Here is a 23,770-nt window from a genome sequence, read left to right on the forward strand (position 1 = left end):
TCGGGTATCGTTCAATGGGCACAAGCTGAAGCATGTGCTACGGGTGTACTACACTTTCCCTAGGCCCACCCAGCCGCGCTGCATGGCGTAGTAAATGGCCGTGCCCACAATCAGGCCCACCAGGTAGCCGTACGGCAGCCCGGCGCAGAGCAGCCCCACCAGCAGCGCCACCAGCAAATCGGCGCGGCTGGCGCTGATGTCGCGCAGCAGTGTGGCCAGCGACAGCGCCTCAAACAGCAGCAGCACGCCCAGCACCGGCAACGGGAAAATCTGCACCACATCGGCAAAGCCCTGGCTGAAAAACAGGCCCATCACCAGGAAAATGCTGCCGTAGATGACCACCGACCCGCCCGTACGCGCCCCAAACGCATAGTGCCCCACCATGCCGCCCGAGCCGTGGCACACCGGGAAGCCGCCGAAAAATGGGTTCGCCAGGTTCATCAAAGCATAAGTGAAGCTGATTTTTTTGATGGTGAGCGGCGGGCGCTCCGGGAATAAATCCTGCGCTACCTGCTTGGTGGCCAGAATGGAATTGCCGAGCGACAGCGGAATCTGGGGCAGCGCGAGCAGCAGCGCGCCGGTCAGGATATCGGCCGACTGGGGCAGGTGCCAGGTGGGCAGGTGCAGGCCCACCGCCTTTTGCGCCGTGGCAAAATCGAGCTTGAACACCAGTGCATACGCCACCCCCAACGCAATGACAATAAGCGCCGCCGGCCAGCGCCGGTTGCCAAACAGCACCACCGTGACCGCAAAGGCCGCCGCCGCCAGCGCATAGCCCGCCGCGCCATCGGAGCCTACATATTTGGTGAGGGCCAGCGTGGCCAGCTGTAAGGCCAGCCCGAACTGGATGCCGCGCACCACGGCCTTGGGCACCAGCCGCGCCAGCACGTCAATCAGCCCGGTTATCGACAGGAAAAACATGCTGATGCCAATGGCCAGGCCCCCGCCGAAAATGACCCGGCCGGGAATCTTCTGGGCAATCACCAGCGCCGCGAAGGCCTTGAGCGGCTGCACGGGCATGGGCATGCGGTACCACAAGCCGGTGAACACCTGCATCAAGCCAAAGAGTATCAGCACCGAAGCGCTATCGATGCCCGAGGCGGCAATCACGCCGATGAGCAGCGGCAGGTCGGTGCCGAGGTCGCCAAACGCGCCGGCTACCTCGTTGCGGTCGAAGCGGATGGGTGGGCGCGTGGGGGCAGATAAGGTGGGCGGTTGCATAGTAGCGCGAACTTTGTAGTTCGCGTCCCCGCACCGTTCGCATTTGTTGCACCGGCGCGGGAACGCGAACTACAAAGTTCGCGCTACTTCGGGCTACGGCGCGGTTTCCTCGGCTACCTCGCCCAGGTACTCGCCGCTGGTCAGGCCCTTGCGGCGGCGGCGGAAGCGTAGCGGCCGCAGCCGCTGGCCCAGCACTTCGGCGGCCATTTCATGGTCCAGCTCCCCTTCGGTGTGGGCCAGAAAAACCGTTGCCACGCCGTTGCCGATGAAGTTGGTGATGCTGCGGGCTTCCGACATAAACCGGTCTACGCCCAGCAGCAGGGCTAGGCCTTCTACTGGAATCACCTTCATGGCCGTGAGCGTACTGGCCAGCACCACAAAGCCGCTGCCCGCCACGCCGGCTGCCCCCTTGCTGGTCACCATCAGAATGCCCATCATGGTCAGAATCTGGGCTCCGGACAGGTCGATGTGGAACACCTGGGCCAGAAATAGGGTCGAAAGCGAAAGGTAAATGGTGGTGCCGTCGAGGTTGAAGGAGTAGCCCGTGGGCACCACCAGCCCCACCACCGGCTGCGCACAGCCCATGCCCTCCAGCTTTTCCATGAGCCCCGGCAGGCCGGCCTCGGACGAAGAAGTGCCCAGCACAATCAGCAGTTCGGCCTTGATGTAGCGCAGAAACGACCACATCCCAATGCCGCAATAGCGCAGAATGGCCCCCAGCACCAGAAAAACAAACAGGCCCATGGTCAGGTACACCGTCACCATCAGCTTGCCCAGCGGCAGCAGGGTGGCGATGCCGTATTTACCAATGGTGAAAGCCATGCCGCCAAACGCCCCGATGGGCGCCAGCAGCATCACCAGGTGCAGGCCCCGAAACACATATTTCGAGGCTTCTTTCAGGAAGTGGATGATGGGCCGGCGGCCGGCGTATTTGCTGAGCACGATGCCCAGTACAATGGCCACGATGAGCACCTGCAACGTCAGGTTATCGGCCAGGAAGTGGCCCCAGGAGAAATCCGTAGCCCGTTTGGTGAACTCGCCCACCTCGCCGGTATCGAGCTTGCCGGTGCTCACGCCCGCGCCCGGCCGCACCAGCGCGGCCACGCCCACGCCAATGAGCAGGGCCAGCGTGGTCACAATCTCGAAGTACAATAAGGCCTTACCCCCAATGCGGCCCACCTTTTTCAGGTCGCCCATCGTGCTGATGCCGAGCGTGATGGTGAGAAAGATGATTGGGTTGATGAACACCTTCACCACGTCGATGAAGCCCTTGCCCAGTGGCTCCATCCGCACGGCCGTGGCGGGCCGGAAGTGGCCCAGCAGCGCGCCGGCCACAATGGCCAGCAGCACCCAAAGCGTGAGGTTGCGGGTGAGGCGTTTGAGTTTCATAGGTAGCGCGGGATAGACCGCAAAGATGGGAAACAGCGACAAGAACGCCCGGTGAGCAGGGCGCTCCGGCGTTCCTGCAGCAACTGTTACGCAGGCAACTCCTGCGCCTGGATTTTTAATTGGTTTCTGGTTGCTCGTCATCAAAAACGCTGCACAGGCATTCAACGAGAAACCAGCCGCCGCCGAGGGCGCTGCGTACTATCAGCAACTTCATTCGCCAACCCGGCGGTGAATTGTTTCGCCGCAAACTATTGGGCCGGGGAGCCGTTTTGTACCCAGCATCAAGCCAAAAAAGTCTCGGCAACCGCCGCGCCGCGCCATCCAGGCCGCGCGCTTTGCCCCCCTATTCATTATGACCAATACCGCATTAGTAGTTGGTGCCAGCGGCATCATCGGCAGCAACCTGGCCCAGGAGCTGCTCGCCAACAACTGGCCCACGTACGGCCTGGCCCGCCGCCCCAACACCGCCATCGCCGGCCTGCAGCCCGTGGCCGCCGATTTAATGGACGTCGCCAGCCTGGAAAAAGCGCTGGCCGATATCGCCCCCACGCACGTCTTCATCACCAGCTGGATGCGCAACGACACCGAGGCCGAGAACATCCGCGTGAACGGCGCCATGGTGCGCAACCTGCTGGCCGTCCTCGGGCCGAAGCATTCGGTGCAGCACGTAGCCCTGGTAACCGGCCTGAAGCATTACCTGGGGCCATTTGAAGCCTATGTGAGCGGTGGCGTACCGCCGCCCACGCCGTTGCGCGAGTCGCAGCCCCGGCTGGCGCTCGACAATTTTTACTACGCCCAGGAAGACGAGGTATACGCCGCCGCCAGGCGCGACGGCTTCACCTGGAGCATTCACCGGCCGCACACCATCATCGGCAAGGCCGTGGGCAACCTCATGAACCTGGGCACCACGCTGGCCGTGTACGCCAGCATCTGCAAGGCCACGGGGCGGCCGTTTCGCTGGCCCGGCTCGCAGGCGCAGTGGGAAGGCCTTTCGGACGTGACCGATGCCCGCGTTATCGCCAAGCAGCTGGTGTGGGCCGCCGCTACCGACGCCGCCCGCAACGAGGCCTACAACGTAGTGAACGGCGACGTTTTCCGCTGGAGCCAGCTCTGGGGCCGCCTGGCCGAGTGGTTCGGCGTGGAGGCCGTGGGCTTCGACGGTACCATTCATCCTTTGGAAGAGGAGATGGCTGGCGATGCGGAGCTATGGCGCGAAATCGCCACCAAAAATGGCCTTACCGAAGCTGATTTGAGCCGCCTGGCTTCGCCCTGGCACACCGATTTGGACCTGGGCCGGCCCATTGAAGTGATGATGGACATGGCGAACAGCCGCAAGCGCGGCTTCACCGTGTATCAAAGCACGGAGGATTCGTTCTTCGATTTATTTGCGAAGCTGCGCGAAGACCGGCTGATTCCGTAGTTTTCGACCACCTGACGCAAAACCTCACCCCCGCCCCTCTCCAAAAGAGAGGGGAGCCTGATGATTCGTAACCTCACCCCCTCTCTTTTGGAGAGGGGCCGTGCCCGGTAGGGGTCAGGGGGTGAGGTTTCGTGAGAACGACTTTAACTGCCCCCCCCATGCTCACCCCCGCCGAAGCCACCGCCCACGTCCTCGCCACCGCCCGCCCCCTGCCCCCGGAAACCGTGGCCCTGCCCCACGCCGCCGGCCGCATCCTGGCCGAAACGCTAACGGCCGACCGCGACTTTCCGCCTTTCAACCGGGTAGCGATGGACGGCATCGCGGTGAGCGTCGCCGCCTGGGCCGGGGGCCAGACAGCGTTCGAAATCGCCCACACCCAGTACGCCGGCGAGCCCGCCCGCCCGCTGCCCAACCCGCAGCAGGCCGTGGAGGTGATGACCGGCTCGGTGCTGCCAGTGGGAGCCGATACGGTGATTCGCTACGAGGATATTCTGCTCCACGACAACCGCGCCACCATCCAGATTGCGCCGCCCGCCGCGCCCGGCGTCAACATCCACCGCCAGGCCGCCGACCGCCGCGCCGGCGACGCGCTGCTGCTGGCCGGCACCCGCCTCGGCCCCGCCGAGCTGGCCGTGGCCGCCACCGTGGGCGCGGCCGAAATAGCCGTGCTTCGTGCCCCGCGCCTGGCCGTGGTGAGCACCGGCGACGAGCTGGTGGGCATATCCGCCACGCCGCTGGCCCACCAGATTCGACGCTCCAACGTGTACGCCCTGCAAGCCTTATTCACGCAGGCCGGGGCCGATGTTTCCCTGTTTCACCTCTCCGATAACGTGGAGGAGCTGCGCGTGGGCCTCACCAACATCCTGGCCGCCGGCTTCGATGCCGTGGTGCTGAGCGGGGCCGTGAGCAAGGGCCGCGCCGACCACCTGCCCGGCCTGCTGCGCGAATTGCACGTCGAGGAAATATTCCACGAAGTGCAGCAGCGGCCCGGCAAGCCCATGTGGTTTGGAGCAAAGGATGGCGGGCCGGTGGTGTTCGGGCTGCCGGGCAACCCGGTATCCACGTTCCTCACCGCCTGCCGCTACGTGCGGCGCTGGCTGCGCGCCGTGCAGCAGCCCCAAGGCCCAACCGAAACTGCGGACGCAACTGGTGAAGCACCGCAGCCGGCTATGCTCACCGTTGATATCAATTTCAAGCCCGCACTGACACATTTTGTGCCCGTACGCCTGACCGTGGACGCGGAGGGCCGCCGACTGGCCACCCCGTTGCGGGTGGGCGGTTCCGGCGATATGATGGGGTTGGTAGGCGCTGATGCGTTCCTGGAGCTGCCGCCCGAGCCGGCCGTGTTTGCGGCCGGCAGCGTGTGGCCGGCGTGGGAGTTGTGAGGTAAGCTTTAGCTTGCCGTGCTCTAACCCATCGTTCTGACAATTCGAATTACGGCAAGCTAAAGCTTACCGCACAACTCGTATCTTCGCACTACGCTGCTATCCAGAAAGACCGAGGGACCGGGCCCGATGACGTCTTGGCAACCTACCACGAGTAGGTGCCAACTCCCGTTTCACCGCTTTTTTTGGTGAAAGAAGATGACAGCCGGAACCGTGCGCCTGCGCACGGGTTTCTTTCTGGATACGCGCTTATGTAGCCCTATCGACCCGAAAGAAATGTCCACTGCCACCATCGCCGCCCCCTCCCCTCTTCCCGAATTGCTCCGCCAGCGCCTGCTGATTCTCGACGGCGCCATGGGCACCATGATTCAGCGCCACCCCCTCACGGAAGAGGATTTCCGGGGTGCCCGCTTCGCCGACCACCCCAAGCCCCTGCGTGGCAACAACGACCTGCTGAGCCTGACCCGGCCCGACATCATCAAAGGCATTCACGCCGAATACTTTGCCGCCGGGGCCGATATGGTGGAAACCAACACCTTCTCTGGCACTACCATCGCGCAGGCCGACTATGGCCTCGAGCATGTGGTGTATGAACTGAACTACGAGTCGGCGCGCCTGGCCCGCGAGGCGGCCGACGAGTACAGCACCCCCGAGCGCCCGCGCTTTGTGGCCGGCGCGGTAGGTCCCACCAACCGTACCGCCTCCCTCTCGCCCGACGTGAACCGGCCCGGCTTCCGCGCCGTGACTTTCGATGAGTTGGCCACGGCTTACCTAGAGCAGGTGCGCGGCCTCGTGGACGGCGGCGTGGATACGCTGCTCATCGAAACCATTTTCGATACGCTAAACGCCAAGGCGGCCCTCTACGCCGTGCAGAAGTTCTTCGACGAGGGCGGCCGCGTGGTGCCCATCATGATTTCGGGCACCATCACCGACGCTTCGGGCCGCACGCTGAGCGGGCAGACGGTGGAGGCCTTCTGGAACAGCATCCGCCACCTGCCGCTGCTGAGCGTGGGCCTGAACTGCGCCCTGGGCGCCGACCAGCTCCGCCAGTACGTGCAGGAGCTGAGCCGCATTTCCGACGTGCACATCTCGGCTTACCCGAACGCCGGTTTGCCCAACGCATTTGGCGGCTACGACGAATCGGCGGAAGAATTTGCCGCGCTGGTGGAGGAGTACCTGAAGGAAGGCATCGTGACGGTGGTGGGCGGCTGCTGCGGCACCACGCCCCAGCACATTGCCGAGCTGAGCCGGCTGGCCGAGCGGTACCAGCCCAGACGGCTCACCTCACCCCCAGCCCCTCTCCCGCGGAGAGGGGAGCCAGACGATGCAGATAAAGAATCGTCAGGCTCCCCCCTCTCCGCGGGAGAGGGGGGCCGGGCCCCAAAGGGGTCTCGTGAGGTGACCCGCCTCGCCGGCCTCGAACCCTTCAACATCACCGCCGACAGCCTTTTCGTGAACGTGGGCGAGCGCTGCAACGTGACCGGCTCACGGGCCTTTGCCCGCCTAATCCGCACCGGCGCGTATGAAGAAGCGCTAGCCGTGGCCCGCGTGCAGGTGGAGGAAGGTGCCCAGGTGCTCGACGTGAACATGGACGAAGGCATGCTCGATTCGGAGCAGGCCATGACCACCTTCCTGCACCTCATCGCCTCCGAGCCCGACATTGCGCGGGTGCCCGTCATGATTGACTCCTCGAAGTGGAGCGTGCTCGAAGCCGGCCTGAAATGCGTGCAGGGCAAGAGCATCGTGAACTCCATTTCGCTGAAAGAAGGCGAGGAATTGTTCCTGCAGCGGGCCCGCACCGTGCGCCAGTACGGCGCCGCCATGGTGGTAATGGCCTTCGACGAAGACGGCCAGGCCGATTCGCTGGAGCGCCGCATGGAAATCTGCCAGCGCAGCTACGACCTGCTGATGGGCATCGATTTCCCGCCCACCGACATCATTTTCGACCCCAACATCCTCATTGTCGGCACCGGCATGGAGGAGCACCGCAACTACGCCATCGACTTCATCGAGTCGGTGCGCTGGATTAAGGCCACGCTGCCCGGCGCCCTCACCAGCGGCGGCGTGAGCAACATCTCGTTCTCGTTTCGCGGCAACGACGTGGTGCGCGAAGCCATGCACACGGCCTTCCTGTACCACGCCATCCGAGCCGGGCTCGACATGGGCATTGTGAACCCCGGCCAGCTCGGGGTATACGACGAGATTGAGCCCACCCTGCTGGTGCTGGCCGAAGACGTGCTGCTGAACCGCCGTGCCGACGCCACCGAGCGCCTGCTCGATTTTGCCGATACGGTGAAGCAAAAGGGCAAGGTGGAAGTGGTGGCCGACGCCTGGCGCAGCCTGCCGGTGCAGGAGCGCCTGGCGCACGCGCTGGTAAAGGGCATCACCGAGTTTATTGATGAGGACACCGAGGCCGCCCGCCTGGAGCTGGCCCGCCCCCTGAACGTGATTGAAGGCCCGCTGATGGCCGGCATGAACGTGGTGGGTGACCTGTTCGGGGCCGGTAAAATGTTCCTGCCGCAGGTGGTGAAGTCGGCCCGCGTGATGAAGAAGGCCGTGGCCTATCTGGAGCCCTACCTGCTGGCCGACAAGCAGGGCGGCGACCGCCAGACGGCCGGCAAAATCCTGATGGCCACCGTGAAGGGCGACGTGCACGACATCGGCAAAAACATCGTGGGCGTGGTGCTGGCCTGCAACAACTTCGACATCATCGACCTCGGCGTGATGGTGCCGCTGGAGAAGATTCTCGACGAAGCCCAAAAGCAAAACGTGGACGTAATTGGCCTCTCCGGCCTCATCACCCCCAGCCTCGATGAGATGGTGTACGTGGCCCAGGCCATGGAAAAGCGTGGCCTGAAAATCCCGCTGCTCATCGGCGGGGCCACCACTTCGCGCCTGCACACGGCCGTGAAAATCGCGCCGGCCTACAGCGGGCCGGTGGTGCATGTGAACGACGCGTCGCGCTCGGTGGGCGTGGCGGCCGGCCTGCTGGGCTCAGGCGAACGCGCCTACGCCCAGACCGTGGCCGACGACTATGCCACCCTGCGCGCCGACTACGCCAGCCGCCAGCGCGACAAAAGCTACCTGAGTATCGAAGCCGCCCGCGCCAACGGCGTGAAGTCGGACTGGAACGCGGTGCCCATCACCAAGCCCAGCTTCCTCGGCACCAAAGTGCTCGAGGATTACGACCTCGCCGAGCTGGCCCAGTACATCGACTGGACGCCCTTTTTCCACACCTGGGAGCTGAAAGGGCGCTACCCGCGCATCCTCACCGATGAAAACCTGGGCGAAGCAGCCACCAAGCTGTTCGAAGATGCGCAGGCCATGCTTACCAAAATCATCGATGGCAAGCTGCTCACAGCCCGCGCGGTGCTGGGCTTCTGGCCGGCGAACACGAAGAACTACGACACCATCGAAATCTACGCCGACGACTCGCGCGAGGCAGTAGCCACCGAGTTTTTCACCCTGCGCCAGCAGGGCGAGAAAGGGCCAAAAATTCCCAATATCGCCTTCTCCGATTTCCTGGCTCCGAAAGAATCGGGCCGCGCCGACTACATGGGCGGTTTCGCCGTGACGGCCGGTATCGGCATCGAGAAGCTGATTGAGCAGTACGATGCCGACCACGACGACTACTCCAGCATCATGGTGAAGGCCCTGGCCGACCGCCTGGCCGAGGCCTTCGCCGAGCGCCTGCACGAGCGGGTGCGCCGCGAGTTCTGGGGCTACGCGCCCGACGAGCACCTGAGCAGCGAGGACTTGGTGCAGGAGAAATACCGCGGCGTGCGCCCCGCCCCCGGCTACCCCGGCTGCCCCGACCACACCGAGAAAATCACCCTGTTTCAGCTGCTCGACGCGGGTGCCAAAACCGGCATCACCCTCACCGAGAACCTGGCCATGTACCCGGCTTCCTCAGTAAGCGGCATGTACTATGCCCACCCCGATTCGCGCTACTTCGGCCTCGGCCGCATTGGCAAGGACCAGGTGGCGGATATCGCGCAGCGCAAAGGCATGAAACTGCCGGAGCTGGAGCGCTGGCTGATGCCGAATCTGAACTACGAACCGAAGTAACCCCACCCCAACCCCTCCCCGATGGGGAGGGGCTTTCGTTCCAACTATTTAAACAGCCCCAATATGTCGCTTGGCACCCCCTCCCCACCGGGGAGGGGGCCGGGGGGTGGGGTTATCACATGAAAGTTACCGACCACCTGGCCCAGGCCAACGGCAAAACCCTTTTTTCCTTTGAAGTGCTGCCGCCCAAAAAGGGCGAAAACATCCACACGCTGTTTTCGAATATCGAGCCGCTGATGGAGTTCAAGCCGCCGTTTATCGACGTGACGTACCACCGCGAGGAATACGTGTACCGCCACCATCCCAACGGCCTGCTGGAGAAGAAAACCGTGCGCCGCCGCCCCGGCACGGTGGGTATTTGCGCGGCCATCAAAAACCGGTTTGACGTGGACACCGTGCCGCACCTCATCTGCGGCGGCTTCACGAAGGAAGAAACCGAGAACGCGCTGATTGACCTGCACTTCCTGGGCATTGACTCGGTGCTGGCCCTGCGCGGCGACCCCATTAAGAGCGAGGGCGTGTTCAAGCCCGAGCCCGATGGCCATGCCTTCGCCTGCGACCTCATTGGGCAGGTGGCCAACCTGAACAAGGGCGAGTACCTGGATGAGGAACAGGACGATACCTGGGCCACCAATTTCTGCATCGGCACGGCTGGCTACCCCGAAAAGCATTTTGAGGCGTCCAACTACGCCTCCGACATCCGCTTCCTGAAGCACAAAGTGGACCGGGGCGCTGAGTACATCGTGACCCAGATGTTTTTCGACAACGAGGAGTTTTTCAAGTTTGAAAAGAAGTGCCGCGAGGCCGGCATCACCGTGCCCATCATTCCCGGCCTGAAGCCGCTGACCACCAAAGGGCAACTTACTATGCTGCCCCGGACCTTTTTCCTGAATCTGCCCGAGCCGCTGGTGGAAGCCATCAGCCAGTGCCGCGACAACGAGGCGGCCCGCGCCATCGGCATCGAGTGGTGCCTCAACCAGAGCCGCGAGCTGATGGCCCACGGCGTGCCCTGCCTGCACTACTACTCCATGGGCAAGTCGGAGAGCATCCGGCGCATCGCGGCCGAGCTGTTTTAGACCGGCTGCCGCCGGTGCCGCTACCTTCTGCCCGTTTAGCCGTAGAAGGCGAGGCCACGTTGGCCTTTTCAAGCCCCAAAGATGCCCATGAAACGACTATTTGATGGTTTTAACGCAACCCGCCGTCTGCGCTTTTTCCCGGCGGCGGCGCTGGCGGCCCTTTTGCTGACCGGCTGCGACTCGACGCCCAATGAGCGCCGCGCCGTGGCCCGCAACGCCGGCCGCGAGCTGGACGACGTGGCCAGCAAAGCCGCCCACAAGCTGGCCCGCGTGGGCAAAGCCACCGCCACCTACGATGCCACCAACCGCGCCCGCCGCGCCCGGCCCCTCGACCCGCGCCAGCAGCTGGCCATGGAAGCCAAGCTACTGGGCCCCTACAACGGCCAAATCAATTCCCTCACGCCCCAGGACCTACCGGCGGCCTACGGCCAGCTGGTGCGCGAAACCCGCACCCAGCGCGCCACCTGGACCGACCGCGACTGGGACTACGCCCGCGCCGTGTACCAACGCCTGAATGACCAGCTGAAGCAGGTGCGCCTGGATATGCCCGCCCGCGACGAAGTGCGCGTGCGCGCCCGGCAGGCCGAGTTCGTCAGCCTGCAGGCCGGCCACGCCGTGAACGGCATCGACGCCGCCACCCGCCAGCAGAAATAAGTTAAGAGTTGAAAGTTAGGAGTTAAGAGTTGACTGGCTTTTATCACAAGCCGCTTAATCAACTCTTAACTCCTAACTTTCAACTCTTAACTCCCCTCCCGTGTCCAGCCCCGATTCTGTCGTTTTTCTCGAATCCTTCTACGAGCCGATGGCGGCCAACCTGGCCCGCACCCGGCTGGAAGCGGCGGGTATTCCGTGCTTCCTTAGCAATGAGAATCTGGTGTCCATTATGCCGCTGTACAGCCCGATTACGGGCGGCGTGCGGCTGCACGTGCGGCAAAGTGACGCGGAGGCCGCGCTCGAAATTCTGCACGACGAGGCCGTGCCACGGGCCACCGGCCCGGACATTGCCTCCTTCGCCGCCGATGCGCCCGACCCCGTAACACCGCGCTGCCCGCGCTGCGGGTCGTCGGATGTGGCGTATGGCCCGGCTACGCGCAATACGTACGGGTTCTGGTCGGGGCTGCTATCGGTGCTGCTGCGGTTTCCGGTGCGCGGCAAGCGGTTTCACTGCTTTCATTGCGGCAATGAGTTTAAATAGCCGGCCCGGCAGCGCCTGATTAACCCTGAGGGCCAACACTAAAGCGTCGAAATCACCGTTGTTGCCTCATGAATAGCGTACACCACCGGGGGCCTGGGCGGCCGCTATTGCTTGCTCACGTATTGCTGCTGGCGTGGTGGCTGCCGGGTGCGCCCGTGTGGGCGCAGGCACCTCTCCCAACGGGCGGCGGCCTGAAAGGCGATTACTACGAAGGGACGGATTTCGAAAAGTTCGTTTTGACCCGCCGCGATGCCACCATCAACTTCAACTGGGGCCAGCAGCCGCCCGCGCCGGGCCTCGGGGCCGAGCAGTTTTCGGTGCGCTGGACGGGCTGGCTGGTGCCCCCGACCACCGGCAAATACCTTTTTCATGTGACCGTGGACGACGGCATTCGGCTGTGGCTGAACGACCAGTTGATTATGAACGAGTGGCGCGGGCAGCCCCTGAGCAGCTACACCGCCGCCGTGGAGCTGCGAGCCGGCGAGCCCTACCGCCTGCGGGTCGACTACTGCCAATACAGCATGGATACCCGGGTTTTTGTTACCTGGGAGCCTCCCGCCCCCCGGGCGGCGCAGGCTCCCTCGTCGTGGCGCAACCTGTGGGGCCTCGCGGCAGAAACGCCCAGGCCGGAGCCCATTCCGACGAGCTTTCTGTATGCCAATAACCCCCGGCCGGCTGCCGCACCAGCGCCGCCCAGGTTACAGCCGCTGCCACCGCTTTCCGGCGTCAGACCCACGGTAGCCGCCCGGCCGCGCACTACCCCGGTGCCCGCAGCCGCCCCGTCTCCCCGGCCGCGGGTGGCGGCGCGGCCGGCACGCCGCCCAGTGCTGGCACCGCCCCAGGCGGCCGTGCCGCCAGCGCCCGAAGTCCCGGTATTACGGGCCGACTCGGGCGGCACCGCGCAACTGGCGCGCCTGGCCGTGGGTGAAGCCGTGACGCTGCCCGAGCTGCATTTCGAGCAGGGCACAGCCCGGCTGCTACCGCCTGCCCGCGCCGCCCTCGACACACTGGCCGCCATGCTGCAAAAAAGCGCCGGCCTGCGCCTCGAAGTACAGGGCCACACCGACAACGTGGGCAATGCCGAGCTGAACCGCCAGCTCTCGCAGCAGCGGGCCGAGGCCGTGTGCCTCTACCTCACGGCCCACGGCGCGACTACGGCCCAGCTACGACCGGTGGGCTACGGCGGCACCCAGCCCGTGGCCGACAACGCCGACCCCGCCCAGCGGCCCCGCAACCGCCGCGTGGTGCTGCGCCGGCTGTAGGTGCGCCTTCCCCCATGGTGCTCAAAAACCCGTATGCGTTCGGGTTGCGGCGGCCAACTTCCCCGGTACGCTGGTGTTGCAACAGCTTCTATCCGTCGTTTATGCTGTTTGCCGCTCACCTGTTGCGCACCCTTCGCCGCCACTGGCCCCACTACCTGGTAGAGGCGGCCGGAATCATGGCTTTTCTTGTTTTTTCGAGCGTAGCGGCCGTGGTGTGCCACCACCCCAATTCGGCGGTGGCGCGGGCGCTGGGACCGCATGCCTGGGTGCAGCGCATGGGGGTGGGGTTGATAGTGGGCGGCCTGATTGTGGCGATGGCCTACTCGCCCTGGGGCAAGCGCTCGGGGGCGCACTTCAACCCGGCCGTTACGCTGGGCTTCTGGCAGCTGGGCCATATCAGGACGGCCGATGCCATTTGGTACGTGGTGGCGCAGTTTGCGGGGGCATTGGTAGCCGGCGTGGCCATCTTCTGGCTGCTGGCCCCGTGGTTCGGCCACCCGGATGTGCACTACAACACCACCCGCCCACCCGAGGGCGCCTACGGCTGGGTAATTGCGCTGGGGGCCGAAATCCTGATTTCCGGCGCATTGATGATGGTGATGCTGTGGTCGCTGCACTCGGCCCGCCTCAAGCAATGTACGGGCGCGTTCGTGGGCCTGCTGCTGGCCTTGTTTGTGGTGGTGGAGGCCCCGCTTTCGGGCATGAGCCTGAACCCCGCCCGTACGCTGGGCAGCGCAGTTGCCGCTGGGGGCAGCCCGGGATTGTGGCTCTATTTTGTGGGCCCGCTGGCTGCTACCTGGGTCACGGCCATCGTGTACGGCCGCTGGCGCCGCCGCCACTCTCCTACCGAGCGCCCGCCGGTGTACCCGGATTATTCGGCCGAGTAGCAACGGGCGCAGAATGGGTTGGAAAGAGCGGTCGGGCCGTGTGGGCCAGTGCTGCTCAACGGGTGCTGCACCAGCCACCCAGGCTACTGGCTGGCGGTTTGGCATCGGCCATTTTTCCTTTTTTCGCGTAAGCAGAGGCACACTACTTCTACGCTGCTATGCCCACCAAAAAGACTGATTCCGCCAAAGCCCCGGCCAAAAAAGCCGCCCCCGCCAAAGCCGAAAGCCGCCCCACAGCCAAAGACATGAAGGCCGCCGCCCAAAAGCTGCCCTACCCGGCCAAACAGGCCGACATGAAACTGCAGCCTGACTCAGACCTGGCCAACTACAAAGCCGCGGGCAAGCTGAAAGACAAGGTTGCCATCATCACCGGGGCCGATTCCGGTATCGGGCGGGCCGTGGCCATTGCCTTCGCCAAAGAAGGCGCGCACGTGGCCATCGTTTTCAACGAAAACGTGGAGGACGCGGAGAAAACCAAGCAGATGGTGGAAAAAGAGAAGCGCAAGTGCCTGCTGCTGCAGATGGACGTGCGCGACCCCGAGCAGTGCAAGCAGGCCGTGCGCCGCACCATGGCCGAACTGGGCGGGCTGAACATCCTGGTGAATAACGCCGCCTTCCAGATGAGCCAAGCCAAGTTTGAGGACATCCCGGAAGAGCAGATTCGCCGCACCTTCGACACCAATATTCTGGGCTACATCTGGATGGCGCAAGCCGCCATTCCGCACCTCCAGAAGGACGATTGCATTATCAACACGGGCAGCATTGTGGGCATCACAGGCATTCCGATTCTGGTGGATTATGCCTGCTCGAAGGCCGGCATTCATGCCCTCACCAAGTCGCTGGCGCTGTACCTGGGCGAAAAAGGTATTCGGGTGAACTGCGTAGTGCCCGGCCCGGTCTGGACGCCCAACATCCCCGGCACCATGCCCATCGAAGAAATCGAAAAATTCGGCCACGAGGTCGCCCTCAAGCGCCCCGGCCAGCCCGAGGAGTTGGCGCCCGCCTACGTTCTGCTGGCCTCGCAGGACGGCTCCTTCATGACCGGTAGCTTGGTGCACATCACCGGTGGCAAGCTCAGCAGCGACGAGTAGCGCTGCGGCGGCAAACCGCCTGTCATCCTGAGCATTCCGCGCATTAAGCGGAGACGAAGGACCTTCTCACGTCTGCACTAGTTGAGTTACTGCAAACTGTTCATCGGCGATAAGGTCCTTCGTCTCCGCTTAATGCGCGGAATGCTCAGGATGACAGGCGTTTTTCGATAGCTATAGCTATTTAGCAAAGTTTTAACGCCGCGATTAGTCAACCACCGAAGCAGCCGATTACCTTGCTGCTTTCTACGCGTTTTCAGGGTGTTAGACCCCTTGGTAGCGGTGTTTTCTATTTTCTTCTTTCACATCAATTCCCACTTTTACATGGCCGATAATTCCTCTTCTTTGCTCGACCGCAGCCGCACCATTGCGGGGCCGGGCTACAACCGCTGGCTGGTGCCACCGGCGGCGCTGGCCATTCACCTCGCCATCGGGCAGGTATATGCCTTCAGCGTGTTCAAAAAACCCCTTGGGGCGCTCATCAGCGGCAACGTAGATGCGCCTGCTCCCACCGACTGGTCGCCAGGCCAGATTGGCTGGATTTTCTCCATTGCCATTGTGCTGCTGGGTTTGTCGGCGGCCATTTTTGGCAAGTGGCTGGAGCGCGTGGGCCCGCGTAAGGCCATGATGGCGGCCGCGCTCTGCTTTGGCGGCGGTTTCCTGATTGGCTCGCTGGGCATTCATCTGCACAGCCTCGTGCTGCTGTATCTGGGCTACGGCGTGCTGGGCGGCATCGGGCTGGGCCTGGGCTACATTTCGCCGGTAAGCACGCTTATTAAGTGGTTTCCGGACCGCAAGGGTGTGGCTACGGGCATGGCTATCATGGGCTTCGGCGGCGGCGCGATGATTGCCTCCCCGCTGTCGGTGGCCCTCATGGCGCACTTCAAAAGCACCGGCACGTTGGGCGTAGCCGCTACGTTCATCACGCTGGGCATCATCTACTTCCTGTTCATGCAGTTTGGGGTTTGGACCATTCGAGTACCGGCCGATGACTGGGCTCCGGCCGGCTATGTGCCCAATGCCGAGCACAGCGCCCTGATTACCAGCGGCAACGTATCGGCCGACAACGCCATTAAGACGCCGCAGTTCTGGCTGCTGTGGGTGGTGCTGATGACCAACGTAACGGCCGGTATCGGCGTGCTCGAAACGGCTTCGCCGCTTATTCAGGACACCTTTTCGAAGGCGGCGATGGGCGGAGGCAAGTTTGTGACGGCGGCCGCAGCGGCTGGTTTCGTGGGGCTGCTCAGCATGTTCAACCTGCTGGGTCGCTTCTTCTGGTCGTCGGCTTCGGATAAGCTGGGCCGGAAGGTGACGTATGCCATCTACTTCGCGCTCGGCATTGCGCTGTACCTGCTCATTCCTACGCTGGGCCACAACCTGCAGCTCACGCTGTACGTGGTAGTTGCCTGCGTGATTATCAGCATGTACGGCGGTGGTTTCGCTACCATTCCGGCGTATTTGTCCGACTTGTTTGGCAAGTACCAGGTAGGAGCCATCCACGGGCGGCTGCTCACGGCCTGGAGCACGGCCGGCGTGGTCGGCCCGCTTATCGTCAACTACCTGCACGAGGGCCGCAAGGCGCAGGGCTTCACGGGCGCATCGGCTTACCAGACGGTATTTTACACCATGGCAGGCTTGCTGGTAGTAGGCCTGCTGGCCAACTTCGCCGTGACGGCCGTGAACGAGAAATACTTCGAAAAAGGCCCCGTTACGCCCCAGGGCGGCGGACACTAAGCCATTCTCCCCTTCTAAATCCGACTTTGATATGAATCCTCAACCCAACAACTTCGGCACCCCGGCAGCCGAATCCAGCTCGACCGGCGCGCTGGTTATCGCCTGGCTTTTTGTGGGCATCCCCCTGGCCTGGGGCGTGTCGCAAACCTTTATTAAGGCGCTGACGCTATTTCAATAGCGGCGGTGTCATAGCAGATTGAGAAAGCAGCCGGCCCGGTGGGTCGGCTGCTTTTTTGTATGCGAAATTGCCAACACTAGTCGCCCTCCGCGGGCGCCTCACCCCCTGACCCCCTCTCCGAAAAGGAGAGGGGGGACCTAAAGATTTCCACCAGGTGCAGAACCGGTGTCCCCTCTCCTTTTCGGAGAGGGGGTCAGGGGGTGAGGCGCACGCGGAGGGCGACTACTGCCCACGCCTTACCTTCCCGCCATGAAAGCCCTCCTGCCCCTCGCCCTGCTCACGCTCCTCGCCGCCGCGCCAGCCGCGCCCCCCACGCAACGGGTACGCCAGTTTCGGCAGGCGCACGAGCGGGAACTGCTGGCCGAGTTCGGGCAATTGGTGGCCATCTCCAACGTGGCGGCCGACTCGGCCGGGCTGCGGCGCACGGCGCAGTTCATTCAGGGCATGATGCGGCGGCGCGGCATTGCCACCGAGCTGCTGGCCGCGCCCACACCGGGCGTGCCGCCGGTGGTGTTTGGCGAGGTGCGCGTGCCGGGTGCTACCCGCACCGTCATTTTTTATGCCCACTACGACGGCCAGCCCGTGAACCCCGCTCAGTGGGGCTACGGCCTGCAGCCCTTCCGGCCGCAGCTGGCCACGGGCCCGCTCGACCGGGGCGGACAGCTAACCGAGCTGCCGCCCGCCGGCCAGCCGCTCAGTCCCGACTGGCGCCTCTACGCCCGTAGCGCTTCCGACGACAAGGCTGGCGTGATGGCCATTCTGACTGGCTACGAAGCCTTGAAAGCCAGCAAGCTCAAGCCCAACGTCAACATCAAATTCTTCTTTGAAGGCGAAGAGGAACGGGGCTCGCCGCACCTGGCCGAGATTCTGGCCAAGCACAAGGCCCGGCTGGCTTCTGATGTGTGGGTGATTTGCGACGGGCCGGTGCACCAGTCGGGCCGCAAGCAGGTGGTGTTTGGGGCGCGGGGTGACGTGAACATGCGCCTGACGGTGTATGGCCCGCGCCGGCCGCTGCACAGCGGCCACTACGGCAACTGGGCCCCCAACCCCGGCCTGGCCCTGGCCCGCCTGCTGGCCTCAATGGAGGACAGCACCGGCCGGGTGCGCGTGGCCGGTTTCTACGACGACGTGACGCCGCTGAGCACGGCCGAGAAAGCCGCCCTGGCCCAGGTGCCCAACCTCGACGAAACTATTCGGCAGGAGCTGGGCTTCGCGCGGCCCTACGGCCCCGGCCAGTCGCTGGTGGAGCTGCTCAACCAGCCTTCGCTCAACATCAACGGCATGCAGAGCGCCAACGTGTACCCGGCCGCCGCCAACGTGATTCCGACCAGCGCCGCCGCCGTGCTCGACCTGCGCCTGGTGCCCGGCAACGATGCCCAGCGCCAGGTGCAGAAAGTGGTGCGCCACATCGAAGCGCAGGGCTACCACGTCCTCAGCGCCGAGCCCACCGACGCCGAGCGCGCCCAGTTTCCGCTGCTGGTGAAGGTGCAGGCCGAACCCGGCTACAATGCCCAGCGCACCCGCCTCGACCTGCCCATTGCCCGCCAGATTATCGCGGCCGTGCAAACCACCACCACCGACCCCGTGGTGGTGCTGCCCACCATGGGCGGCAGCCTGCCGCTCTACGTGTTCGAGCAGCAGCTGCAGGCCCAAACCATCACGGTGCCGGTGGCCAACTACGACAACAACCAGCACGCCGAAAACGAGAACATCCGTCTCGGCAACCTCTGGGGCGGCATTGAAACCATGGCCGCGATTATGCAGCTGAAGTAGCTCGCGCGGCAACAACCGCAAATACGGGGGCGGGGCGGCCAGGAAATTCCGACCTCGACTATCAGCCCCGGGAAGATTTTGTCCGTAAGCAGTTATCAAGGGGGCTGGCAGTGCCGGCCTCGTTTCTGACTTACGTTCGCCTATGTCCGCTCCCATTTATCCGTCTGGCACCGTGCGCGCGCTGCTCGCTACGCCGCACGTTTCCGATGCCACCCGTACCGCCCTGCAGGCCCGCCTCGATGCCCCGGTTGCCTACGAGCCACAGTTTCTGGCCCCTGAAACGTTCGCCCTGCTCGAAGCCGTGGCCGCTCGCCTCTTCCCCCAGCCCGACCGGCCCGACAATCCCATCCCGCTAGCCCCCAGCGTAGACCAGCGCCTCACCGAAGGCCGCGCCGACGGTTGGCGCTACGATGCTCTCCCGCCCGACCGCGAGGCCTATCGCCTGGGCTTGGGCGGTATTCAGGAAATTGCGCAGGAGCTATTTCAGGCCGATTTTATGGGGTTGAATGCGGAGCAGCAGGATGCCGTAATTCAGGCGCTGGCCGAAGGCACCCCGCCCGGCGCCGCCTGGGAAACCTTGGACGCCAGCCGCTTCTTCGAAGAAATGCTGGCCGAGCTTACCGAAACCTACTACGCCCACCCGCTGGCCCAGGAGGAAATCGGCTACGTAGGCATGGCTGACCTGCCCAAGTGGTCGAAAATCGGCCTTAATGAGAAAGACGACCGGGAGATTGATGTGCGGTAAGCTTTAGCTTGCCGTGATGTAATAAAAGCATTTTTACTACATCACAATACCCTCATTTCCAGCAAGGAAACTTATCTACTACTCAACGGCAAGCTAAAGCTTACCTCACTATATATGCCCGACGAAGAAATCATCGAAGAAGGCGTCATTAACCCTGTTCAACCCGAAGTTCAGGACCCGCTGCTGCGCTCGCTGCTGGCCGAAGAGCCCATACCCACCAACACGCCAAAAGAGCAGCCGCAAGCGGTAGAGCCCGAAGCCGATGAGGTCGACTGCGTGGTGATTGGACTGGGGGCGGGCGGCGCACCCCTGCTGGCCCGGCTGGCCCAGGCCGGCCTGAAAGTGGTGGCTTTGGAAGCCGGCCCCTGGCACACCCCCGAAACCGACTTCGCCACCGACGAAAAAGCGCAGGATTTCCTGTTCTGGAACGACGAGCGGCTGGCCGCCGGCGGCGACCCACTGGCCATGGGCAAGAACAACTCCGGCACCGGCGTAGGCGGCTCCACCCTACACTACACCGCCTACACCCCCCGCCCGCTGCCCGACGACCTGCACGTTCGGCGCGACTTCGGGCAGGGCGAGGACTGGCCAGTGAGCTACGAGGAGCTGGAACCCTACTACAATGAAGTGGAGCGGTTTATCGGGGTATCAGGCCCTACCCCCTACCCCTGGGGGCCTGCCCGCAGCCAGGGCTACCCGCTGGCTCCGCTGCCGCTGAACAGCGCCGCCCAGCTGATGGTACGCGGCGCGGAGAAAATGGGCATCAAGACCTCGCCAGCGGCCAATGCGGCCCTTTCGGCGCGCTACTACCAGGAGGGCGTGGGCTGGCGCGAGGCCTGCACCAACCGGGGCTTCTGCCAGGCCGGCTGCTCCAACGGGGCCAAGTCGAGCATGGACGTAACGTTTATTCCGCTGGCCGTGAAGCACGGGGCGGATATCCGACCCAATAGCTTCGTGACCGAGATTGAGCGCGACGCCCGGGGCTACGTGACGGGCGTGGTGTATACACAGAATGGTGAGCAAAAGCGTCAGCGCTGCCGCCACCTGTTTCTCTGCGGCGGCTCGGTGGAAACCCCGCGCCTGCTGCTGCTCAATGAGCTGGCCCTGACCAGCGGGCAGGTGGGCCGCAACCTGATGGCCCACCCCGGCCTGCAGGTCTGGGGCACGTTTGCCGATGAAGTGCGGCCCAACAAGGGTATTCCTGGCGGCCTGATTTCGCAGGACACCCACCGGCCGAAGGATGCCGACTTCATCGGCGGCTACCTGCTGCAAAGCATCGGCGTGATGCCTGTGACGTTTGCCGGGCAGGTGGCGCGAGGCCGCAAAATGTGGGGCCAGCCCCTGCGCGACTACATGCGCAACTTCAACCACATTGCCGGCATCAATATTCTGGGCGACTGCCTGCCCCACGCCGACAACTTTCTGGAGTTGGCCGACGAAAAAGACGCCCGCGGCCTGCCCAAGCCCCGCCTGCACTTCACCGCTCAGGAAAATGAGCACCGCATGAATGCCCACGCCGAAAAAATCATGCGGGGCATCTGGGAAGCCGCCGGGGCTACTGATATCTGGTCGTTTCAGCGGTATGCGCACGTCATCGGCACGGCCCGCATGGGCAAGAGTGGCGACGATGCGGTGGTGGATGCCAACGGCCGCGCTTTCGACGTGCCCAACCTATACATCTCCGATAACTCAACGTTCCCGAGTGCGCTGAGCGTGAACCCGGCCCTGACCATCATGGCCCTGAGCCTGCGCACGGCGGACAAGTTTCTCGAGAGCCTTAAATAGTGCTTGGTTGTTGGTGCTTGGTGCTTGGCACCATTTAGCCAGCGAATATTCATCCAAAAACCAAGCACCAACAACCAAGCACCAATTTATGAAATCCTTTCTCACAGAAATTCACGACCATTTCGGCGATGGCAACTACGAGGGCGACCAGTACGGCGGCGCAGCCGGCCACAACGGCAACGGCCTGCCCACCGGCCTGCCCAATAATTTCATGTTCGCCACCGGCATTGAGTGCAGCTACCCGACCATCGACAACGGCAAAACCCGCCGCGACCTGCTGGCCGAGTGCGACCACTACAACCGCTACAAGGAAGACCTGGCGCTGGTGAAGGAAATGGGGCTAAAGGTGCTGCGCTACGGCCTGCCCTACTACAAAATTCAGCTCAGCCCCGATAAGTACGACTGGGAATTCGCCGATGCCGCGATGGCCGAAATCCGCCGCCTCGAAATCACGCCCATTCTGGATTTGATGCACTTCGGGGTGCCCGATTTCATTGGCAATTTCCAGAACCCCGAGCTGCCGGTGCATTTCGCGGCCTACTGCGAGGAAGTGGCCAAACGCTACCCATGGGTGCGCTACTACACCCCGGTGAATGAGATTTACGTGACGGCCAAGATGAGCGCCAAGGACGGCGTCTGGAACGAGCAGTTGAAGTCGGACAAGGCTTTTGTGACGGCCCTGAAGCACCTGGTGGCCGCCAGCATCATGGGCACGCAGCGAATTGCCAAGCACCGGCCCGACTGCATCATCGTGCAGAGCGAGTCGGCGGAGTTTACCCACGAGCTGCGGGCCGAGCACACGCCCGAAGTGCAGCTCCAGAACAAGCTGCGCTTCGCCTCGCTCGACTTGCTCTATGCCCACCACCCCGAGGGCGAGGTGGTCAACTACCTCTACGACAACGGCATGACCCGGCGCGAATACGACTGGTTTATGGCCGGCGAGCCGCCCGGATACCAGATAATGGGCAACGACTACTACGGCCGCAACGAGAAGATTATGCTGCCCGATGGCTCCATCCAGACCAGTATGGACGTGCTGGGCTGGTACAACATTACCCACGACTACTACCAGCGCTACAAGAAGCCGGTGATGCACACCGAAACCAACGTGCTCGATGCCAAAGACGGCCCCAACTGGCTCTGGAAGCAGTGGGTGAATATATTGAGAATGCGGAAAGAAGGCGTGCCCGTGCTCGGCTTCACCTGGTATTCTCTCATCGACCAGATTGACTGGGACAAGGGCCTGGAGCGCAAAGTAGGCACCGTGAACCCCTGCGGCCTCTTCGACCTTGACCGTAAGCCCCGCCCCGTGGCCGAGGCCTACAAAATGCTGCTCCAGGAATACGGCCAGATTACCATTGTGCCTCACGGCGAGCTCTTTGAGATAACCTCCGCGCCCGCCACGCTGAAAGTGGAGGTGTAGATTGACCTGACGGATTCAGAAAAAGCACGGCAGACTGAGCAGCGACGCTCAGCCTGCCGTGCTTTTTCATTCACTCCACACCCGCCGCGCATTGCTTGCACTACGATGAAACCTCAACCCCTCAATCACCAACTCCACCGCTTGCTGTGGCAGCATGGGCTGCTGCTGCTGCTGGGCCTGGCCCTGTACCTGCTCGACAAGCACGAGGGCCTGCCAGCTGATGTGATTACCGGCCTGCTCCTGGCGGCGGCGGCCGGCAAAACGGGCTACTTCCTGCTGCATAATTTCCGGGCGCTGGCGGCCCTGCGCGAAACGTTTCAGCAATTCCTGCTCCTCGTGTCGCTCAACCTGGGCATGATTGCACTGTCATTCGCGCTCGACTTCTACTGTCTCAACCACGTAAACAGGCATGCTTTCACGGGGCTAAGGCCGGGCTCCGAGCTGGAAATCTTCGGGCAATTATTTTACTACAGCGTAGGCACGCTCATCAGCAACGCGGGCGGCAGCGTGACGGCGGCGGCGGGCACCACACAGGTGCTGCTGCTGCTGGAAAAAATTGCCGGTTTCGTGTCCACGGTTTTCGTTATTTCAAATGCAGCCAACTACCTCGGGCCGCTGCCCAAGGCCGGGCCGCCACTCACAGCCCCGGCCACGCAGGAGAATTTACCGGCCCCCGAAGCCCGTGATTTTACTCCGACGGTCCCAGAGCCGTAAGCCCAGCTGATGACGACTTCAGCCCCCACCCTACTGCTGCGCGTAGCCGCTACCTGGCCCCTTCCCGGCCTGGGCCTGCTGGCGCTGCCCAGCGGCCCCACCCCGCACCTGGCCGCCTACGAGCTGCACGCGGCAGTAGCCGCCGAGGCCGTGCTGCCTGATGGTGCGCGCCACGCCGCCACGGCCACCGTTGAAGAAATAACCCGGGGAGCGATACCGGAGCGGGGCCTGTTGCTTGAATTCGGTGCGGCCGTGGATTTGCCCGCTGGCACCGAAATATGGCTGGTGCTGCCACCGCTGCCGGGCCTCGATGGGTAAGGGCAATGCCCCGGCAATTACCTGCCCCGGCCATTTTGCGCGATGCCGGGTAAGTGCATGCTCACTGTGGCTAAATCCGCTGGCCGGGCCCCGACCATCATTCGCCCGG

Annotated in this window: 19 protein-coding genes and 1 riboswitch; of the genes, 17 read left to right on the top strand and 2 right to left on the bottom strand. The window is 63.5% G+C overall.

Translation table 11 applies throughout. The features are described 5' to 3' along the window. Positions 1 to 48 precede the first annotated feature (48 nt). On the bottom strand, positions 49 to 1,221 hold the full coding sequence (locus HBN54_RS06465) for a putative sulfate/molybdate transporter (protein ID WP_168672344.1): 1,173 nt from the start codon (positions 1,219 to 1,221) through the stop codon (positions 49 to 51). A gap of 93 nt (positions 1,222 to 1,314) precedes the next feature. After that, positions 1,315 to 2,610, bottom strand: coding sequence for a cation:dicarboxylate symporter family transporter (locus tag HBN54_RS06470; RefSeq protein ID WP_168672345.1), 1,296 nt, complete (start codon positions 2,608 to 2,610; stop codon positions 1,315 to 1,317). Positions 2,611 to 2,962: 352 nt separating this feature from the next. Here HBN54_RS06470 and HBN54_RS06475 point away from each other — a divergent pair, with 352 nt between their 5' ends. The 17 genes from HBN54_RS06475 (at position 2,963) to HBN54_RS06555 (ending at position 23,661) form a co-directional block, all read left to right on the top strand. Beyond that, positions 2,963 to 4,030 carry an SDR family oxidoreductase gene (locus HBN54_RS06475; protein ID WP_168672346.1) on the top strand — a complete coding sequence of 356 codons (1,068 nt, stop codon included), beginning with the start codon at positions 2,963 to 2,965 and terminating at the stop codon, positions 4,028 to 4,030. A 158-nt stretch (positions 4,031 to 4,188) separates the two neighbouring features. After that, on the top strand, positions 4,189 to 5,415 hold the full coding sequence (locus tag HBN54_RS06480; protein WP_168672347.1) for a molybdopterin molybdotransferase MoeA: 1,227 nt from the start codon (positions 4,189 to 4,191) through the stop codon (positions 5,413 to 5,415). A gap of 96 nt (positions 5,416 to 5,511) precedes the next feature. Beyond that, positions 5,512 to 5,620: riboswitch (SAM riboswitch) on the top strand. 71 nt (positions 5,621 to 5,691) lie between these two features. Next, entirely contained in the window at positions 5,692 to 9,483 is a 3,792-nt protein-coding gene (gene metH / locus HBN54_RS06485) for a methionine synthase (RefSeq protein WP_168672348.1), read from the top strand. Positions 9,484 to 9,602: 119 nt separating this feature from the next. Then, positions 9,603 to 10,559: a methylenetetrahydrofolate reductase [NAD(P)H] gene (gene metF / locus HBN54_RS06490; RefSeq protein WP_168672349.1), complete on the top strand. Its 957-nt coding sequence runs from the start codon at positions 9,603 to 9,605 to the stop codon at positions 10,557 to 10,559. An 87-nt stretch (positions 10,560 to 10,646) separates the two neighbouring features. Further along, entirely contained in the window at positions 10,647 to 11,213 is a 567-nt protein-coding gene (locus HBN54_RS06495) for a hypothetical protein (protein WP_168672350.1), read from the top strand. Positions 11,214 to 11,313: 100 nt separating this feature from the next. Next, positions 11,314 to 11,754 (top strand): putative signal transducing protein, encoded by a 441-nt coding sequence (locus HBN54_RS06500; protein ID WP_168672351.1) that lies wholly within the window; start codon positions 11,314 to 11,316, stop codon positions 11,752 to 11,754. Between the two features lie 68 nt (positions 11,755 to 11,822). Continuing rightward, positions 11,823 to 13,016 (top strand): PA14 domain-containing protein, encoded by a 1,194-nt coding sequence (locus HBN54_RS06505; protein WP_168672352.1) that lies wholly within the window; start codon positions 11,823 to 11,825, stop codon positions 13,014 to 13,016. A 101-nt stretch (positions 13,017 to 13,117) separates the two neighbouring features. Beyond that, positions 13,118 to 13,903 carry an MIP/aquaporin family protein gene (locus tag HBN54_RS06510; RefSeq protein WP_168672353.1) on the top strand — a complete coding sequence of 262 codons (786 nt, stop codon included), beginning with the start codon at positions 13,118 to 13,120 and terminating at the stop codon, positions 13,901 to 13,903. A 158-nt stretch (positions 13,904 to 14,061) separates the two neighbouring features. Beyond that, positions 14,062 to 14,994 (top strand): SDR family oxidoreductase, encoded by a 933-nt coding sequence (locus HBN54_RS06515; RefSeq protein WP_168672354.1) that lies wholly within the window; start codon positions 14,062 to 14,064, stop codon positions 14,992 to 14,994. Between the two features lie 321 nt (positions 14,995 to 15,315). After that, positions 15,316 to 16,725 carry an L-lactate MFS transporter gene (locus HBN54_RS06520; RefSeq protein WP_168672355.1) on the top strand — a complete coding sequence of 470 codons (1,410 nt, stop codon included), beginning with the start codon at positions 15,316 to 15,318 and terminating at the stop codon, positions 16,723 to 16,725. 31 nt (positions 16,726 to 16,756) lie between these two features. Then, complete coding sequence (locus tag HBN54_RS06525; RefSeq protein ID WP_168672356.1) at positions 16,757 to 16,903, top strand: MFS transporter small subunit; 147 nt, start codon at positions 16,757 to 16,759, stop codon at positions 16,901 to 16,903. 249 nt (positions 16,904 to 17,152) lie between these two features. Further along, on the top strand, positions 17,153 to 18,676 hold the full coding sequence (locus tag HBN54_RS06530) for a M20/M25/M40 family metallo-hydrolase (protein ID WP_168672357.1): 1,524 nt from the start codon (positions 17,153 to 17,155) through the stop codon (positions 18,674 to 18,676). A gap of 142 nt (positions 18,677 to 18,818) precedes the next feature. Further along, a complete protein-coding gene (locus tag HBN54_RS06535; RefSeq protein ID WP_168672358.1) occupies positions 18,819 to 19,421 on the top strand; it encodes a gluconate 2-dehydrogenase subunit 3 family protein in 603 nt (200 codons plus the stop codon). A gap of 114 nt (positions 19,422 to 19,535) precedes the next feature. Continuing rightward, positions 19,536 to 21,206: a GMC family oxidoreductase gene (locus HBN54_RS06540; protein WP_168672359.1), complete on the top strand. Its 1,671-nt coding sequence runs from the start codon at positions 19,536 to 19,538 to the stop codon at positions 21,204 to 21,206. A gap of 88 nt (positions 21,207 to 21,294) precedes the next feature. After that, entirely contained in the window at positions 21,295 to 22,629 is a 1,335-nt protein-coding gene (locus HBN54_RS06545) for a family 1 glycosylhydrolase (protein WP_168672360.1), read from the top strand. Positions 22,630 to 22,734: 105 nt separating this feature from the next. Further along, positions 22,735 to 23,343 carry a hypothetical protein gene (locus HBN54_RS06550; RefSeq protein ID WP_168672361.1) on the top strand — a complete coding sequence of 203 codons (609 nt, stop codon included), beginning with the start codon at positions 22,735 to 22,737 and terminating at the stop codon, positions 23,341 to 23,343. 9 nt (positions 23,344 to 23,352) lie between these two features. Further along, positions 23,353 to 23,661, top strand: a complete 309-nt coding sequence (locus HBN54_RS06555) for a hypothetical protein (RefSeq protein WP_168672362.1) — start codon at positions 23,353 to 23,355, stop codon at positions 23,659 to 23,661. Positions 23,662 to 23,770 lie beyond the last annotated feature (109 nt).

The organism is Hymenobacter artigasi, assembly GCF_012275535.1.
GTDB classification, from domain to species: Bacteria; Bacteroidota; Bacteroidia; order Cytophagales; family Hymenobacteraceae; genus Hymenobacter; species Hymenobacter artigasi.

What these genes read in the sequence shown, in the direction of transcription:
- HBN54_RS06465 (WP_168672344.1), bottom strand. Translation starts at nt 1,221, where the DNA reads ATGCAACCGCCCACCTTATCTGCCCCCACGCGCCCACCCATCCGCTTC.
- HBN54_RS06470 (WP_168672345.1), bottom strand. Translation starts at nt 2,610, where the DNA reads ATGAAACTCAAACGCCTCACCCGCAACCTCACGCTTTGGGTGCTGCTG.
- HBN54_RS06475 (WP_168672346.1), top strand. Translation starts at nt 2,963, where the DNA reads ATGACCAATACCGCATTAGTAGTTGGTGCCAGCGGCATCATCGGCAGC.
- HBN54_RS06480 (WP_168672347.1), top strand. Translation starts at nt 4,189, where the DNA reads ATGCTCACCCCCGCCGAAGCCACCGCCCACGTCCTCGCCACCGCCCGC.
- metH (WP_168672348.1), top strand. Translation starts at nt 5,692, where the DNA reads ATGTCCACTGCCACCATCGCCGCCCCCTCCCCTCTTCCCGAATTGCTC.
- metF (WP_168672349.1), top strand. Translation starts at nt 9,603, where the DNA reads ATGAAAGTTACCGACCACCTGGCCCAGGCCAACGGCAAAACCCTTTTT.
- HBN54_RS06495 (WP_168672350.1), top strand. Translation starts at nt 10,647, where the DNA reads ATGAAACGACTATTTGATGGTTTTAACGCAACCCGCCGTCTGCGCTTT.
- HBN54_RS06505 (WP_168672352.1), top strand. Translation starts at nt 11,823, where the DNA reads ATGAATAGCGTACACCACCGGGGGCCTGGGCGGCCGCTATTGCTTGCT.
- HBN54_RS06510 (WP_168672353.1), top strand. Translation starts at nt 13,118, where the DNA reads ATGCTGTTTGCCGCTCACCTGTTGCGCACCCTTCGCCGCCACTGGCCC.
- HBN54_RS06515 (WP_168672354.1), top strand. Translation starts at nt 14,062, where the DNA reads ATGCCCACCAAAAAGACTGATTCCGCCAAAGCCCCGGCCAAAAAAGCC.
- HBN54_RS06520 (WP_168672355.1), top strand. Translation starts at nt 15,316, where the DNA reads ATGGCCGATAATTCCTCTTCTTTGCTCGACCGCAGCCGCACCATTGCG.
- HBN54_RS06525 (WP_168672356.1), top strand. Translation starts at nt 16,757, where the DNA reads ATGAATCCTCAACCCAACAACTTCGGCACCCCGGCAGCCGAATCCAGC.
- HBN54_RS06530 (WP_168672357.1), top strand. Translation starts at nt 17,153, where the DNA reads ATGAAAGCCCTCCTGCCCCTCGCCCTGCTCACGCTCCTCGCCGCCGCG.
- HBN54_RS06535 (WP_168672358.1), top strand. Translation starts at nt 18,819, where the DNA reads ATGTCCGCTCCCATTTATCCGTCTGGCACCGTGCGCGCGCTGCTCGCT.
- HBN54_RS06540 (WP_168672359.1), top strand. Translation starts at nt 19,536, where the DNA reads ATGCCCGACGAAGAAATCATCGAAGAAGGCGTCATTAACCCTGTTCAA.
- HBN54_RS06545 (WP_168672360.1), top strand. Translation starts at nt 21,295, where the DNA reads ATGAAATCCTTTCTCACAGAAATTCACGACCATTTCGGCGATGGCAAC.
- HBN54_RS06550 (WP_168672361.1), top strand. Translation starts at nt 22,735, where the DNA reads ATGAAACCTCAACCCCTCAATCACCAACTCCACCGCTTGCTGTGGCAG.
- HBN54_RS06555 (WP_168672362.1), top strand. Translation starts at nt 23,353, where the DNA reads ATGACGACTTCAGCCCCCACCCTACTGCTGCGCGTAGCCGCTACCTGG.